We start from the raw sequence: 16,791 nt of genomic DNA on the forward strand, positions 1-16,791 counted from the left end.
TTGAAATATTGAATGGATAAGACGTCGCAACACGTCGAAGAAGCATTTTTATTAAGTAATTAAATTAACGATTATGCCTTAAACCGATTTTACTGGTCGGAGTGACAGGAATTGAACCTGCGACCCCTGCCTCCCGAAGGCAGTGCTCTACCAGGCTGAGCTACACTCCGATTAGTTGAGGCGAATGTCAACCACGCTAATGATCACGTTTTATAGCAAATTGTGCAAGTTCTGTAAGTGCTTTTTTATAAACTGAATTGGGTAACGATTCCAGAGCAGTCAAGGCGCGGTCTACTTCTAGCGCAGCATAATTACGTGTAAATTCCAGTGCTTTTGTTTCCTCAATTACTGCTAAAATTGCATCTAAATTTTGTAGATTGCCTTCCTTGATACTGTCTTTAATCAGTTGCTGCTGAGTTGGGGTTCCTGTTTTTAGCGCGTGAATTAAAGGCAATGTTGCTTTGCCGTCTGCTAAGTCGTCGCCTATGTTTTTACCAATCGTTTTAGCATCAGAACAATAATCCAAGGCATCATCAATTAACTGAAAGGCATTACCAAGATGTAGTCCGTATTCATATAAACGTTTGGCAAGATCTTCCCCCACACGACTCAAGTAGGCTCCTATTGCTGCTGAGGCTGCAAATAACAATGCTGTTTTAGCACGAATAACATCAAGATATTCTTCAATGGATAGATCAAAATTATGGCGGTTAACCAATTGCTTTACTTCACCACAGCTTATTTCGTGAGATGTGTCAGCTAATAGGCGCAAAATTTGCGGATTATCAACGCTGACCATCAGTTGCACGGACTGGGTAAACAAATAATCTCCAACCAAGATACTCGCTTTACTACCCCAGATTTCATTGGCTGTCTCGCGTCCGCGGCGTAGAGTCGACTCATCAACAACATCATCGTGTAATAAAGTCGCTGTATGAAAAAACTCCACCATGGCGGCAAGAGTAATATGATCTTGTCCTTTATAGCCACAGGCGTGACTAGACAACAGGACTAAAAGGGGTCGCAAACGCTTACCACCACTTTGGACAATATGATGCGCTAAATCATCGATTAGACCGACTTGAGATTGAATTTTGTCAATAATCAACGTATTGACTGCATCAAAATCAGCATTGACCAAAGCTCTTAAACGGGTAACTGTCATACGTTATCCCCTGATATGGAATTTATGCATGCTAAGGGGGGCTTGGCATAATGTCAAGATGACATTTTCCAGAATCAAACATTAAAACGAAAATGCATAACATCGCCGTCAGCGACGATATAATCTTTGCCTTCCAATCGCAATTTCCCTGCCTCTTTAGCACCCTGTTCGCCATGGTGGGCAATGAATGCGTCATAAGATATCACCTCAGCGCGGATAAAGCCCTTCTCAAAATCAGTATGGATTACAGCGGCTGCTTGCGGTGCAGTGGATCCTTTGCGAATGGTCCAGGCGCGAACTTCTTTGATTCCCGCGGTAAAATAAGTTTGTAATCCTAATAATTCATAGCCTACGCGGATCACACGATTTAACCCTGGCTCACTAAGACCTAGATCAGCCATGAACTCCTTGCGTTCTTCTTCATCGAGATCCATTAGCTCAGCTTCAGTGGCAGCGGATATTGCAACAATACTGGCTTTCTCCTGATGCGCGAGTTCTGTTACTTTGTCTAAAAGAGGATTATTGCTATAACCAGTATCATCCACATTAGCAATGTAGAGCACAGGTTTGGCCGTGAGTAAAAATAGTCGACGCACGATGTTTTCTTCTTCTGCCGTTAGGCCAAGGGTGCGTACAGGATTCCCTTCGTCTAAATGCGCTTTGACTTTTTCCAGAGTTTGTTTCTCAAAAATGGCTTCCTTATTGCCACTTTTGCTGTTCTTACCTGCTTTATTCAGTGCTTTTTCGACCGTTTCCATATCAGCCAAAGCTAACTCTGTATTGATCACTTCAATATCGCTTAAGGGATCAACCTTACCCTCAACATGAACGATGTCGGTATTTTCGAAACAGCGAACCACATGAGCTATTGCATCTGTTTCGCGGATGTTTGCTAAGAATTGGTTGCCTAATCCTTCACCACTGGAAGCCCCTTTAACTAAACCAGCGATATCAACAAACTGCATTGTCGCTGGAACCACTTGTTGTGGTTTTACTATCTCTGCTAAGGCATCTAGTCTTGGATCAGGAACGGTAACAATACCTACATTGGGTTCAATGGTACAGAATGGATAGTTAGACGCTTCAATACCAGCCTTGGTTAAGGCATTGAATAAGGTAGATTTACCCACATTGGGTAAGCCCACTATCCCACATTTAAATCCCATAACGTACCTCTATTCGTAATCTTACATGCTTTAGCTATGCAATAAGTTCATTGCTCCTGCAATATTACCAGCTAATATAGTTGGCATAACGGCAATACCTCTGTCGATGGCATCAAATATTAATTGACGATCTTGGGCAGAGGGTTTTCCCAAAACATAATTTAGCACCATGTCTTTGTGTCCAGGATGACCGATACCAATTCGTAAACGGTGGAAATCTGAATTTCCTAAATGGTTAATAAGATCACGTAGACCATTATGTCCGCCGTGACCTCCACCAGTCTTAATTTTTATGCGACCAGTTGGCAAATCCAGTTCATCGTGCACCACTAAAATTTCATGGGCATCAATATGATAAAACTGACTAACCTCTCTTGCAGGCAAGCCGCTATGATTCATGAATGTCAAAGGTAGCAATGCTTTACAAGGAAGGCCCTTAATTTCAAAATTTGCTAACTCTGCATGAAATTTCTTATCAACTTTAAACGCTGCACCATGACGTTGAGCTAGAGCTTGTACGAACCATCCACCAGCATTGTGTCTTGTGTGTTCATAAGCTGAGCCGGGATTACGCAACCCGATAATAAGTTTAATGGCCATGGGTGCTTTATTAAATAGTCGTTCACTTATGAAAGATAATCAGGCGGGAATCCCCGCCTGATTATTTATTCTTGTTTATCTTGTTCAGGACCTTCTTCTTTTTCCTCTTCTACCTCTTCTGACTCCTCTACTTCAGCAGCGGCAGCAACCTCTTCTTCTTCAATAGCTACCACTCGAGGCGTGTGGATACTCACTACTGGTAAATTATGGCTACCATCCGTTATATCCACTGCGAACTGCACTCCTTTAGGGAGTTTCAAATCAGACAGATGGATAACGTCATCTAAGCCCACATCACTCATATCTACTTCAATAAACTCAGGTAGATCTTTTACTTTGCAGCGAACTTCGACTTGCGTCATAGTATGAGTGATAATACCACCAGCTTTCACCCCTTTAGAAGTTTGTTCATTAATAAAATGAATAGGGATGTTCTTAACCAAGACATCTTTTGCAGATACCCGTTGCAAATCCATGTGTAAAATGACAGGCTTGTATGGATGGCGTTGCAAATCTTTAAGGATGACATGCTCGACTTTACCATCAACTTTTAGATCAAAAACACTTGAATAAATGCTTTCATTTTCCAAAGCCTTGACCACTTTGTTGTGTAACAAATGAATGGATTTGGGTGCCTTATCACCACCGTACAAAACGGCTGGTACTTTGTCTTCAAGACGACGCAGGCGGCGGCTCGCACCTTTCCCCACATCTTTTCTTACTTCAGCTTCTAACACAATTGTTGACATTACTCGTCTCCATAATTAAATAAGACCCCGTGTCTGGCCCGCGACCAGGACAAACACCCTAAAAGCAGGAAAGGGCGGCATAGTATATAATATACTTCACGTGGTAACAAATGTTGTTTTTTTCTGTGTTAACTGTTCAATTTGTTAATTCGCTAACCGGGTAAAAGTAGGTTGGGCCTTGACCCAACCTACGTATAATTTAAAATCAACTTGAAGTCGTTGCGGTAATTTCATAGAATATGCCACTTTATCGAATTTGTGAAAGCCGTTTGAGGCGCGTTGGAGAATAGCTATGTATGCTGTGATTAAGACGGGCGGTAAGCAGTACCGCGTAAAAGAAGGCGACATCATTAAATTAGAACTGCTGCCCGCTGATGTCGGCAACGAAGTAAGCTTTTCTGAAGTGATGATGATTGCTGATGGTGATAAATTTACTTGCGGAGCACCATTGGTTAAAAATGCAGTAGTCAAGGCCGAAGTTATGGCTCATGGCCGTCATAAGAAAATCAAAATTATTAAATTCCGTCGTCGTAAGCACCATATGAAGCAAATGGGTCATCGACAACATTACACGCAAGTAAAAATTACTGCGATAAGTAAGTAGAAGGGGAGATAGAAATGGCTCATAAAAAAGCAGGTGGTAGTACTCGAAACGGCCGCGACTCGAATCCCAAGTATCTTGGTGTCAAACGTTATGGTGGTCAAATGGTAAACGCTGGCGAGATCATTGTGCGTCAACGAGGAACTCGTTTTCATGCAGGTCAAGGTGTCGGTTGTGGCCGCGACCATACGTTGTATGCATTGGTTTCTGGGATTGTACAATTCTCTGTTAAAGGTAGTAAAAACCGTAAATTTGTTAACATTGAAGCGATTAAAGAATAAAGCGAATTAGGTGTTAAATATTTGCAGCCCCGTATTCGGGGCTTTTTTTTAGGTGATTAATCATGAAATTCGTCGATGAAGCAGTCATTAAGGTAGAAGCTGGCAACGGCGGCCATGGTTGCCTAAGTTTTAGACGCGAAAAATATGTACCTCGCGGTGGTCCAGATGGTGGTGATGGCGGTGATGGTGGCAGTGTGTTTCTTGAAGCCAGCGTGGATCTTAATACTTTGGTCGATTTCCGTTATCAACGTCATTATAAGGCTGCGAATGGTCAACCGGGCATGGGAGGTAATTGTACAGGAAAAAAAGGCGATGATTTAACTATTCTCGTACCGGTGGGTACTGTGGTATTTGATGCTGATAGTGGAGAGCTTCTGGGCGATATTGGCGAAGCTTCGGAGCGTTTGCTGGTGGCCCAAGGAGGTTTTCATGGCTTGGGCAATGCTCGGTTTAAAAGCAGTGTTAATCGTGCTCCTCGACAAACAACACCCGGTACGTTAGGTGAGTCTCGTCATCTACGCTTGGAGCTACGCGTATTAGCGGATGTTGGCTTGCTTGGTTTACCGAATGCAGGAAAATCTACCCTCATTCGTGCGGTGTCTAGTGCTAAACCCAAAGTGGCGGATTATCCCTTTACCACCTTGCATCCTGCATTAGGGGTTGTCAGGGTTTCCTCACATAAGAGCTTTGTTATGGCAGATATTCCTGGTCTGATTGAAGGGGCTGCGGAAGGAGCTGGTTTAGGTCACCGTTTTTTAAAACATTTGTCACGAACTTGTGTATTGTTGCATGTCATTGATATTGCACCTGTTGATGAGAGTGACCCGGTTCGATCAGCGCAAGCTATTCTTAAGGAGTTAGAAGAATTTGATCCTGAATTACTTAACAAGCCACGGTGGCTGGTTCTGAATAAAATCGACCTCTTTAATGAAAAAGAACGAGAAAAAACCATACAAGCCATCATTGATGGCCTGCATTGGCGAGGCAAAGTTTTCCCGATTTCTGCTATTAGTGGGGAAGGGACGCAGCAATTATGTCACTCATTGATGCAATTGATTGATGAGATGAAAGAGACGGAAGCTTAACCATTCCGCTGCCAAGTGGATGACATAGGCGCTACGATAAGGGATTTCATGCACCTCTGTGCCTTTTTTATCGTCCATATTGTAGGCAATCGATAGCGTTGTTTTTCCCATTGGTGGTTCCTGGCTCCAATATTCCTTAAGTCCTTGTAAATGGAAGCGAAGAACAGCGTCGTTGTCACAGTTATTGAATTTTAATAAGGAAAAATTATTCGGTGTTTGAATAATTGTTTGTAGCAGCCCGCCTGTTGCTTCATCAATGATAGAAATGGGTTGTTTTAGCTGCAGGATTTTTTCCTGCAATTGCTCAGAGGCTTTTTTCTCTACTGTTGCAATCAGGTGAGGTGCAATGAGCGGTTCAATTCTTTGCTTGACCTTTGAGATCAGGTGTTCTTTACATCGTACCTTAAATTCAACGTATGGTACGTCGAGACGATAACCGGTTTCACAATCGATATCGGCCAATGCTGCATCAAGTTCGTGTGCAATCTGACCTTCTGCTACACCAAATAATCGCCACTTATAAATCGTCTTATCACGAGGTTGCACATTTTGCAGTAAGGGAAGCACATGATTGTTGAACATAGGAAGACATTCCCTAGGCGGTCCTGGTAAAAGGATGAATATTTTTTCGTCTAATTTATAGTAGCATCCCATTGCTGTGCCGTTAGGATTGGGTAAGAGTGTCGCACCGGAAGGGAAAAGAGCTTGTTGCTTATTTCCTGGAGTTAATTCTCGATCATAAAGCCGTAATCGATTCTGGATGTGTTGCATGGCCTCTGGAAATTCAATAAGCTCGGTTTTTAGAAAACGTTTCAGGGCAAAACGTGTTCTGTCATCAGAAGTTGGTCCAAGCCCACCAATAAGAATAATAATGTCATGCGTGCTGGCCAAGAACGAAAGGCATTCGTGGATGTCATTTTCTATATCACTACAGGCCACTTGCAAACCTAAAGGTAAGCCTTCGGAATGTAACGCATGTGCAAGATCGTGACTGTCTGTGTTTAATACATCACCATGAATGATTTCATCCCCTGTGGCAAGTAAGGCTATCGTCATTTTTGTTGTCCAATTCTAATAAAGTTAATTCGCTTGACATGCTCTTGTTTTGGCAAGAACTGAAATCCCCAAAGCGCAATTTTGGCAGCGTCGTCCATGAGAAAACGTCCATCGACAAGGGTCAATGGCTCTGGATTTGCCAAAATGGAATAACCATCAGAAAACCAAGTAAAAATAGCTAAATCTCGCATCAGTGAAGGAGAGTCTTTAACGTAGTTAGGGGTGATCGCAGGTTGTAATAATGGATACCTGGCTACCAGAGTCACTTTGGTTTGCTGCTTGAAAGGAAAAGGAACGAGAATATTGAATGCCAGGAAATCATGGTTCTCCATCGCAATGCCTCGCCATGCGATAGAACTAGCCATCTTTGGAAACACTCGTAGACGTGTAAGCTGCAAATGGTTCTGTTGCGTAAAAGCTTCCACAGCAAGGACTGCATGGTGATGCTGAAAATAATTAAATAACGAGAGAGAACCTGCAAACATTAGTCCAAAAAATACCCCTTTCCTATCATCATTAATCATTGTCCAAATAATTCCTAAAAACAAAGGGAGGGTAATAAAAGGATCGATGATAGAAAGGAAATCCCAGCTCACGCGCTTATCTGAAAAGGGCCAATACAGCAGTGTGCCGTAATTCGTGCAGCTATCTAACAATCCATGTGTACTATAGCCTATGAGAGCCGCTAAAAAGGTTAGCCGCCAAGTTCTGCGGAAACGTTCAAATAGGATTAAGATCAAAGTTACCAGTGATGCGCCGATAGGTATAAAACTTAGGGAATGGGTGAAATGGCGATGATAGATAAAAAATAGTAATGGATCTTTCACAGAGCGAATGAAGACATCAAGATCGGCGGCCATCCCTGCAAGCAAACCAACAAGCCAAGCATTTTTCTTGTCATAGCGATGTAAGATCGCTTGAGAACAAGCAGCTCCTAAGGCACCCTGTGTGATGGGATCCATGTTAAACCCGATGACGGTCATCTGTGGATGTTTATTGGAAGAAGATGATTATACCTTCCTCTCATGATTTTGCGAATAATAACGATTAAATAGTGCTTAACTACATAGGCTTTTTGATTGGATCCAACAGGCTTTCTTTGTTAACTACCCTGACTTGAGATGGTTCTGGTTCTCTAGGTGTCAAAGCTGAATTAAAGAAAAAATTTTTATCAAAGGCTTTATGTCCTAAACCGGCAACAAGGCCTAGACCGTCAAATAAAATGCCAATCATCCTCAAGGCATCAGCCAAGAGTACAGCCTTGTCATGACTGGTCTCAAACTCTTGATACGCGAATTTTAGCATCAGTTTTGCTTGGGTTCTTAGTGGGGTTTCTGAAAGACGCGTATGCAACATTTGCCGATAAAATTTATCTAAAGAATGATTATAATCCCTCCCCAGTCCATCATCCGTGTTAAGTGCAATTTTTTTATCATAAAACTCCTTAAGAGCAAGTAAGTCTCTTATTAAAGTTGATGATAGTTGCATTTTCTTTGTGTTAAGAAGGGCGTCTTTCAGCATGATGTCTTGCTTCATTCTCTCCTGCAAAAGAGAAATTTGCTCCTGTAGAATCCCACGAGCTACCACAAGTTCAGAGGATTGATTATCTATTTTGTCTGTTAAAGGGATGTGAGCGCTGATTTTGCTTTCTTCTATTTTTTGTTGCTTTTTATTCTTTGGTCTCGTTGTAGACGAGGAATGGGAAAGCACATCAAATTGTTTCATTAAGGATTTATAAACCTCATGGAAGGTAGTCAAGTGTTCCTTGAGCGCTGAAAGAAGCGTTTTAAAGGCGTATTCTTTTGCGTGCTCAATAGATGTATCTTCTGTCTCTTGTGCAACACGTATGGTAACAATGACATTGAAACTTACAGCCAATACTTTTTCAACGTCATTCCAATGCGTGGCAATTGGTTTTTGCATACTCCTACTCAGTGGGCCATTAAAAGCGGGAGTGCCATCAGTGTTTAAGGTAAACAGTTGGTGTAATAATTCGCTCTCATTAATAGCCTCTGCATGGTTGTTCTCCTTGTTAAGCAAAGATGTCTGGTGATCAAGCAGTTCTGCCTGTTTAATTAATACATCCTTAAAAAAATGAAATTGTTTTATCAATTCAGCAAGATTAATTTTGTCAAAAAAATCTCCTTGACAATGTCCTAATCCCTGTAGCCAAATGTCTAATTGGTCTGGAAAGGGTAAATCTGTGTGGACGGACAGATCCATATATTGAGTTAGATTCTCTGAGCTTATGGAACGATAGAGGTTGTTCTGCTTGGGTGATAAGTCACGAAGTTTAGCAAGTTTGGCTAATCGCAAGGTTAGCACATTAACGAAATCCGTACAGAATGGCTCATGATTAAGATTGCTACCCAACCCTACTTTACAAAAAGATGGGATACCAAGGTATACGCTCAAGTCTTCTCTGGTCCTATCGTCGATAAGGTTAGCAGGCATTTTTTTTAGTACCGTTGAAACAATCTCTTTTAATAATTCATCATCAACTACTGGAATCAGAGCTTTTGCTTTACCTGCGATAGCCGAGAAGAGGCCAGTGATTTTCCTGTAATTAGAAAAGTAACCCTTAGTAAAACCTGCTATATTAAACAACCCTTGATATTCCTTAGGATGGAAAAGATTTTCATTATTCTCTGGGTAGCCAAAATTGCGAAATGCTGCTCCCAGATCAATGCGTGCAAACTGAATCGCTCCTTCCTGGGGCTCAAGGTGAACGACGTTCCCACTATGAACGCTGTAGTCGCCAATGAGCAATGAGAACATTAACACCATAGAAAGACCAAAGTAATTCTCTAGTTTGGTAAGCAACAAATAATGATCTGGACCGAAGAGCATTTCCCAAAATGGACTGCGATCAGAACCATTGCGATTGCCGGTTCCGATAATTTTATGTAGTTCTGTAAATTTGATTTTAGGTTGGATGAGACCATACGAACCATCTTCAAGTGGGATGACATCAGCGCAGACAAATGAGTTGTGATAAATTTTAGGAATTAGGCCGCGACGTTTAAATTCTTCTAATAAAAATCCTGCGAATAGCTCGGCAAAAAGTTCTTTGGGATCTTGCGGTTTTTTAATGAAGTACTCTTCGCCATCAGAGGTTCGATAAAAGCCATCCACCTCGTGTTTATTCTTTCCTCCGACCTTGTCCTGAAATTTTTTTAATTCCTTACCTTTGTAAATAAGCATGAGCGTCCAAAATGCAATTTTCCATGCCCCATTGTTAACCTTTAATGACTAACTAATCAACAGATTATCTAATAATTTGTGATGTTATTGCTTGTTTCTGAATTAAGTTTTAATAAGAGAAACGGCCTTTGCGGTTAGCAACAGTGCGCATTATGCTCAACTCATTCTGAATGCGGTATTATTGCACACTGACTGCTCATTACGAGCCATCGTATTCTTGTAATACTGCTTTGCTTCCTGGCAATGGGTGAGTATTTTCTTTGAATTATGCACTGGCAGGATTCGCTTTTCCTTGGGTTGATTAGCATCTTGTAAAAACAAGTCTACGTATTTTTCTATGGATATACTGATCACATAGCGAGCATACATGCTTGCGATAATAGGATCTCTTGAATATCTACGGTTTGCATCAACCAGGTCTGCAGGTTTAGTGTCGCCATTTTCAAAACCCGCCATTTTAACAAAGTGCGTGGCATCGGCAAGCTTGTCAAAAAAAACATGCACCGTACGATTTAAATTGTGGCCTTGACATGGGTTTCCAACAACAATAATGGATGGATTCCGCTCTTCTACACTGGATCGCTTAATTTTGGCTAGTTTCATTTTCAAATCATCATGCAAGTGCTTTTCTGTACAGATAACGCTTATCGAATCGCAGATTTTGAATGCAAGATCCATTTTTTTGGGTAGTCTCTGTAATTTGGCGTGAGCCTGCGTTAAAAGATAATCATCAATCGCATTTAAAGCAGAGTGTATGATCGTTTGGTTCTGCTCATTAATATATGAAGTCAATATTTGTTGCAATCCGTCCAGGTAGATTATATTAATATCTATTCTATTTTTGTTAACCTGGATGAATCTTGATAAAGGTAAAGATGAAAAAGAAACTAATTTACGATGAATTCCATCTAGCGTTCGAGTTTTAATTTCATTCATTTCACAGTGAAGTTTGTTATATATTTCGGGAGGAAGGGGCACAGCATGAATACGTAATACAATATTCAATAAGTTAAATAAATGCGTTTTATGCGGCAAACTATCCACAGCATCATCGTACTCAATAATGCCGTTAATGCATACGATTACCTTATAATATTGCTTGCACAAAAGACTACGAAATCGCGGCTCACTGATTACATTGACAACGTCCTCTAATAAATGAGAAAACGAATCCTTATCCGTATATTTTAATTCGGGAATACAGAGTGACTCGATGAGGTCTATCAACGCAGCTCTGCCTTTATGCGGATAATCAGCCATACCGGTTAACAAGTTAAGCTTTGATTCACCTTCCATGCCGGCTGCAATGCGGTCACAAAAAAAAGTCGTTCCAGTCGTATTTGAGATCCTTGTAGCTACCGTATGCGGAAATCCAAAACTGCTTCTACACAAGAAATATCGATAGGGATTGGTATTTTGTGCAGCCGTTTTACTGAAATAAAAGGGTGAATCGTCTAATTCGTCAATAGCATAACTATGCTGATTGTGCCGCAAAATGTCACGAATGATGTGACCATTTTTAAAACTGGTTAACATGGCCTGTCTGAGTGACTGATAAGCATGCTTCGCAATATGGCAGACTAATTGCCTGTCAAAATACTGATTTTGACGTTCAGTACTTGAAATCACGGTATTATACTTTGAAAAAAATTGTGGATTATTAACAGCCCACACCATACCTGCTTCGACTTTGTCTGAACCTAACATGCCATATTTTTGCAGACTATGCACGAATACTAAATTGAGTGAGCCATCCATGATTTTATTCTTCTGTTGTAGCAATATGTTTGTGACTTTCTGACCGCCAATGTCGACCAAGGTTGAATCAAGAATCAACGTTACAGGCAAGCTATTCGCTCTACTTAAAAATAGTTCATCTATAAACTGATTGACATCAATGGAGTAGATATTTTCTTCATTTTCTGCAAGAGAAGCCTCCATATTCATAACATAAATATCTGCATCTGGGTTATTGATTTTACCTTGAACCCGATATGAGCATTTTTCGGCATGAAATAATCTCAATGCTTCAGCGGTTTCATAATAGATGTTATCTAAATAAACCACGACTGGAGCATTTGACCCCCCAGTCTCTCTTGCTGCTGATAAGGCTTCAAAGCATGCCCGCATGCCCGAGTTATACAATCCGAAGTGATAGGCAATTTCATTCTGATTAACATGGAGCAAAAGGGCTGGATCAGAGTGACAGTGTCTCATGTTATCACGCATAATAGACTGGAAATCATCCAAACCATAAGGCTCCAGTACAGCGAGAATAAAGGTTATTTCTTCCATTAACCATTCATAAGTGTTGACCCATCTGCGATGATCCTTGAAATATAACGTGGCAAACATCATATGCTCAAAAATAAACGAATAACTGTGTTTCAATAACTTAATTCTATGGCTTGCTACAGATTGATTTTTGAGATGATGATTCAGCGCTTCAAGCATGCTGGTAATTGCATTGACATGGATGGATAAAAACGGCAACTCGGGATTGTTTATCAAGGCAAGTTTCTTGTATTTTTGATAAACGGTGCAATTTATTAGTTCCTCCAAGGAACCAAACTCTGGCGGCTGAACGTCCCTATATATACTTTTTCCATGTCTATCTGCGAGTGGCATTAGAGAATAATTATCGGTGAATTGATTGATTCGATGATACATTTTATGCGGAGTTGGTAATAATCCAAGTTTTTGGATTTTTTCAAGCATGGCCGATGCTTCATTTGCACTTTCGAAAACCAGGATATAATGATCTCTGGTAGTCAACTCAGACACTCCCTTCTCTTCAAGAACACTAACCATCTTTATATTCGAATTCAAAATAGATTTTAATTCAAGAAAATCGAAATCAATGGGTACGCATTGCGCTGGTTCTAATCGCTCCCCATATTTACTATGATATTCGGTTGCAAATGTTCTTATATAAGCTAAGAGCAATTGACTGTTATGGTGTTTTACCTCGCTTCTAAAGTATAAATAATTTTCTTCCGATTGATTGATATGGTGTTGATTTTCAATGTCTACATACAATTGAGCTGTCATGGAAGGATCTTTCACGGCTATGGTATGGCCCCAGCGGCTATGATATGTTTTGATTGAAGTCATCAGACCTTTATCAGAAAGGCACGCATCATTGTTGCTGATTGCATGATATAATTCACTGAAACGTTGGTCATACAAGTGATACCTTTCTGCTGAGCGAAATAGCTTTTCCCCATTCACAACATTATCATTCCAGCGCTCCCTTAACTTCCTGTATGAAGCACACTGTAATAGCGTTTTTTGTATAATCGCTGAAGATGAATCATACATTGCATAGAATTTATCTTGAATACTCCAGTAATTAGGATTTCCTACATCCTTTATATCCATATATTCAAATGGTACTTCGATTTCAGAATCAGGGTCTGATTCTAGAGACAGGGTGAAATAATATCCTTGACCCGGATCATTCCAGGGTCTATAGATGCGCACGTATTGATTCACTTGCTTAATTTGATACTGCTCGGATAAATTGTTTAACTCCTTACTGACAATATCCATTAAATCTGAATCATTAATGGCATTTTCATTTTCAATAATGATGATACGATCGCCAGCATGGTTTCTATTCGCAATGAAAGTCTGAAATTCATGTGAATTGCTTGTTATGCTTGCCTTGATTACATTCGTCTTCCCTGAGATGTCAATGACGATTATATGCATGTTCTCCAAGGTCAAATTTTAAACAATGTGGAATAGTAATACAAAATAATTAACCCAATATTAAAGCTCCTAGATTTTACAGATATTTACATTTTTGTAACGATTTAATGCATAAGAGTTAACCTCTTATTGATCATCTCATGTTATATTTAAACACCTTTTACATTTTAAGTAATCCTTCAGCTTTTATGGTGACGATAAAAATTGATCAATCAGACGAATTTTTTATCGCGATAGCGAAACAGGAGGGGCATAGTTTTGTTTTCGCAGGGATAAAACAAAAAGGCAAAATTCATCTGTTGGCCAGGGTAGGTAAGGTATTTAAGCCGCAAAAGGGAAAATGCCTAATTCCTAAAGCGCTTTGTAATGCTGTTTTTTTTCAAGCACAAGCACAGATTGAAGATGAAGGGATTGCAAGGCCAGATGGTTGGGAGAGTAGTATAAGTTACGCTGCTCATGCCATTAGTTACCAGCAATATTTACAATTTGTTGCTTTGCTTGAGGAAATTGAGACTGAAGACTCTTTTGAGTGCTATAAGCCTGGTGAGGAAGGAGAACTTGAATTTACAGGAAAAAAAGTCCTAGCGAGTAAATCAGACGAGAAGAATGCTTGTGCTACCAAGATTATCGCTAGGGGGCAAGTCCTTAATCTCTCAAATACTTGCCGTCATACCGCCATTGATTTAATCAAATACGTCTGTAACGATGAACAAGTGACTCATGATATCTCCAGGACGTTTTTTTGTAACTTACCTCTTGAAACATTCTTAGTTGCTAATGATGGAAAACCATTTTTATTAGGGGACGATGACCAGGCTTATTGTCTTGTTCATCCTGATCCTGAACTACCTTTTTACATCTTACCACCCCCGCCAACGTCTTTTAAAAACCTACCTGCTTTTCAACGGCGCGTGCTAAATGATCTTTACCGACGAATGGAAGAGATGTTACGCATTGCCCCCAATAGTCCAGATACCCAGACTAAATTCGAATTACTAAAAACACTTTATAATGAAAAATCGGGTCCATGCATGGTAGGCTTCGCAACATTTATTTCAGATATTGCTAACTGGCATGAAAGGCATCAAAAAGAGATTAATACACTGCGAGAAACCAATTTGGTGGACTGTTTTTTTACTCGCAAATCAACCACTCAAAAAATGTGTGAGCAGTGGTTTAGTGAAGAATTTAAGTTGTCCTTTTCTCATTAAATAAATGATTTGTTCTTATTTTGCTATATTTTACAAATAACGATTTAAAATTGCAGCAATCGAAGGTGCTATATGCGGCGCATTTTTGGTTTTTTTAAAAATAGGGGCGGAGAAAATAAAACAAAAAAAGAACCATCAGATAAGGAAGTCAAGCTTCCTGTGGGAGAATTTTCATCGAATTCAAAAGTTAAAATTAAAAATGAGGCCGAATTAAAATTTATTCCAAAAGATAAATTATTTATTTCAGAAAGCGGCTATGCTTACGACGTCGATGATATTATTTCCCGTCTTACAAGTCGTAAAGCACTCCTCTCTTCTACCCCTGGATTCATACAAGGGGCAAAAGGTATTTTATGTGATTATAAAAATACGGAAGCTCATGATGATTTTAGGGAAAAAAATTTGTATTTCGAGGATATTGATTTAGAGCGTAATACCATTTTTTCTGCTAGCGACATGCAAAGGTTATGTCAATTTCCGCAAATAAAAGAGGCACTGATCCAGGCATGTAAAGGAGAGACGTTTTACGCACAGTTATTAGAAAGTGCATACTACATCAGTGATGAAACTCTAACTAAAATGGAAGCTTTGGCTAAACAGGCCGTCTTATTTGACCATCCTATACTGGGGCTTAGTGAAGATATGCTAGGAACACAGTTAAATAAACCGATTCTGGAGATGGTTAAGTACTTGAATAATAAGTTAGGGTATACGCGCCCAGTGAATAAGTCATACAAAAATAATCTAGAGACTATGTCATTGTACATAATAGAAAGCATTATGAGAGATAACATGCAAGGAGAATACAAACGGAATAATATGTTAGTAGATGATTTGCATATTATTACCAAACAAAAAAGTGAAGGAGAACATTCATCTTGTGCTGCGGGTTTCTACCAAGAATTCTCTAATCTTTACGGCATCATTATCACTTTCAAACGTTATGGTCAGGCGATCCATTATAAACCTGATGCAGAGTTGGAAAGCAAAGAAGAGGAGGTGGAAAAAACTAACATCGGTACTCCTGGTCTTGGTTTGCGTTCAAATGCAAAGGAAGAAAGTTAACAAGCACAAAATACTGAACTTAACTTGGTTTGTTAAATTATACATGATACTCATTCATAAAAAATCAGTGAATATCCATTTACGATTCTATGAGGAATTGAATGATTTTCTCCCCATAGAAAAACGCAAAAAATGTTTTTTGCATACGGTTGCCTCTAAAACCGCCATTAAAGATGTTATTGAATCTGTAGGTGTTCCTCACACGGAAATCGACCTCATTTTAGTTAATCACCAATCGGTTGATTTGACTTATCAGATCCATGCAGGGGATTGGGTATCTGTTTATCCTGTATTTGAAACATTAGACATTAGTGAAATGGCTTGCATTCGTCCTGAGCCATTAAGAAAAATAGCTTTCATTTTAGACGTACACTTTGGAAAACTTGCAAAGCATTTGCGTTTGTTGGGCTTTGATGTAGTGTATGAGAATCATTTTACCGATGCTGCAATTGTGATGCGCAGCCAAGAGGAAAAACGAATCGTATTAACTCGTGATGTGGGGTTGCTTAAGAATAAAAAAATCACTCATGGTTACTGGATTCGCAATCATGATCCTGACAAGCAAGTTGGGGAAGTATTAAGACGATTTGATCTTTACCAACAATGCAAACCCTTTACGCGTTGTTTGGAGTGCAATGGTTTGCTTGAGTCTGTTAATAAAAAAGAGGTTGCCAAACATTTATTGCCTCTCACATTTAAATATCACCAGCATTTCATGCGCTGCCAGGGATGTCAGAGAGTCTATTGGCAAGGAATGCATTATCAAAAACTGCGATGCCGGGTCCATCAGTTCTTATCTGCTAGGTAGAAATTGAGGCTCAGTAGGAAAAATCGCTTTAATTTAGCTTGCCCTGATTAATTAATGAGGATTTCTCTCCCTTAACTTGTGTTATA

General features: G+C 39.8%; 14 protein-coding genes and 1 tRNA gene. 6 read left to right on the top strand and 9 right to left on the bottom strand.

What is annotated here, in order from left to right:
* Positions 1-93: 93 nt before the first annotated feature.
* The 5 genes from CKV79_RS02495 to CKV79_RS02515 form a co-directional block, all read right to left on the bottom strand.
* Positions 94-170, bottom strand: a tRNA-Pro gene (locus tag CKV79_RS02495).
* A gap of 26 nt (positions 171-196) precedes the next feature.
* Complete coding sequence (locus CKV79_RS02500) at positions 197-1,165, bottom strand: polyprenyl synthetase family protein (protein ID WP_028372190.1); 969 nt, start codon at positions 1,163-1,165, stop codon at positions 197-199.
* Positions 1,166-1,239: 74 nt separating this feature from the next.
* Positions 1,240-2,331, bottom strand: a complete 1,092-nt coding sequence (ychF, locus tag CKV79_RS02505; protein WP_028372191.1) for a redox-regulated ATPase YchF — start codon at positions 2,329-2,331, stop codon at positions 1,240-1,242.
* A 30-nt stretch (positions 2,332-2,361) separates the two neighbouring features.
* Positions 2,362-2,931 (bottom strand): aminoacyl-tRNA hydrolase, encoded by a 570-nt coding sequence (gene pth, locus CKV79_RS02510; RefSeq protein WP_028372192.1) that lies wholly within the window; start codon positions 2,929-2,931, stop codon positions 2,362-2,364.
* Between the two features lie 65 nt (positions 2,932-2,996).
* Positions 2,997-3,680 carry a 50S ribosomal protein L25/general stress protein Ctc gene (locus tag CKV79_RS02515; RefSeq protein WP_028372193.1) on the bottom strand — a complete coding sequence of 228 codons (684 nt, stop codon included), beginning with the start codon at positions 3,678-3,680 and terminating at the stop codon, positions 2,997-2,999.
* A 292-nt stretch (positions 3,681-3,972) separates the two neighbouring features.
* Here CKV79_RS02515 and rplU point away from each other — a divergent pair, with 292 nt between their 5' ends.
* The 3 genes from rplU (at position 3,973) to cgtA (ending at position 5,647) form a co-directional block, all read left to right on the top strand.
* Positions 3,973-4,284: a 50S ribosomal protein L21 gene (gene rplU, locus CKV79_RS02520; protein ID WP_028372194.1), complete on the top strand. Its 312-nt coding sequence runs from the start codon at positions 3,973-3,975 to the stop codon at positions 4,282-4,284.
* Positions 4,285-4,298: 14 nt separating this feature from the next.
* Positions 4,299-4,562: a 50S ribosomal protein L27 gene (rpmA, locus tag CKV79_RS02525; protein ID WP_028372195.1), complete on the top strand. Its 264-nt coding sequence runs from the start codon at positions 4,299-4,301 to the stop codon at positions 4,560-4,562.
* Positions 4,563-4,624: 62 nt separating this feature from the next.
* On the top strand, positions 4,625-5,647 hold the full coding sequence (gene cgtA, locus CKV79_RS02530; protein WP_028372196.1) for an Obg family GTPase CgtA: 1,023 nt from the start codon (positions 4,625-4,627) through the stop codon (positions 5,645-5,647).
* Here cgtA and CKV79_RS02535 read toward each other — a convergent pair.
* The 4 genes from CKV79_RS02535 to CKV79_RS02550 form a co-directional block, all read right to left on the bottom strand.
* Entirely contained in the window at positions 5,603-6,703 is a 1,101-nt protein-coding gene (locus tag CKV79_RS02535; protein ID WP_028372197.1) for a competence/damage-inducible protein A, read from the bottom strand. The genes cgtA and CKV79_RS02535 overlap by 45 nt on opposite strands.
* Positions 6,700-7,665: a metal-dependent hydrolase gene (locus CKV79_RS02540; RefSeq protein WP_028372198.1), complete on the bottom strand. Its 966-nt coding sequence runs from the start codon at positions 7,663-7,665 to the stop codon at positions 6,700-6,702. The genes CKV79_RS02535 and CKV79_RS02540 overlap by 4 nt, the downstream gene beginning before the upstream one ends.
* A 100-nt stretch (positions 7,666-7,765) precedes the next feature.
* Positions 7,766-9,907 carry a hypothetical protein gene (locus CKV79_RS02545; protein ID WP_051546035.1) on the bottom strand — a complete coding sequence of 714 codons (2,142 nt, stop codon included), beginning with the start codon at positions 9,905-9,907 and terminating at the stop codon, positions 7,766-7,768.
* Positions 9,908-10,063: 156 nt separating this feature from the next.
* On the bottom strand, positions 10,064-13,621 hold the full coding sequence (locus tag CKV79_RS02550; RefSeq protein WP_028372199.1) for a hypothetical protein: 3,558 nt from the start codon (positions 13,619-13,621) through the stop codon (positions 10,064-10,066).
* Positions 13,622-13,761: 140 nt separating this feature from the next.
* Here CKV79_RS02550 and CKV79_RS02555 point away from each other — a divergent pair, with 140 nt between their 5' ends.
* The 3 genes from CKV79_RS02555 to CKV79_RS02565 all read left to right on the top strand — a co-directional run bounded on the left by CKV79_RS02555 (position 13,762) and on the right by CKV79_RS02565 (position 16,705).
* Positions 13,762-14,832, top strand: a complete 1,071-nt coding sequence (locus tag CKV79_RS02555; RefSeq protein ID WP_028372200.1) for a hypothetical protein — start codon at positions 13,762-13,764, stop codon at positions 14,830-14,832.
* Between the two features lie 72 nt (positions 14,833-14,904).
* The gene (locus CKV79_RS02560; protein ID WP_028372201.1) at positions 14,905-15,897 is read left to right on the top strand and encodes a hypothetical protein; all 993 of its coding nucleotides are present in this window, start codon (positions 14,905-14,907) and stop codon (positions 15,895-15,897) included.
* Positions 15,878-16,705 carry a Mut7-C ubiquitin/RNAse domain-containing protein gene (locus tag CKV79_RS02565; RefSeq protein WP_231950187.1) on the top strand — a complete coding sequence of 276 codons (828 nt, stop codon included), beginning with the start codon at positions 15,878-15,880 and terminating at the stop codon, positions 16,703-16,705. Before CKV79_RS02560 ends, CKV79_RS02565 begins: the two co-directional genes overlap by 20 nt.
* The last annotated feature ends 86 nt before the right edge of the window (positions 16,706-16,791 follow it).

Origin of the sequence: Legionella lansingensis (assembly GCF_900187355.1) — a bacterium.
GTDB lineage: Bacteria > Pseudomonadota > Gammaproteobacteria > Legionellales > Legionellaceae > Tatlockia > Tatlockia lansingensis.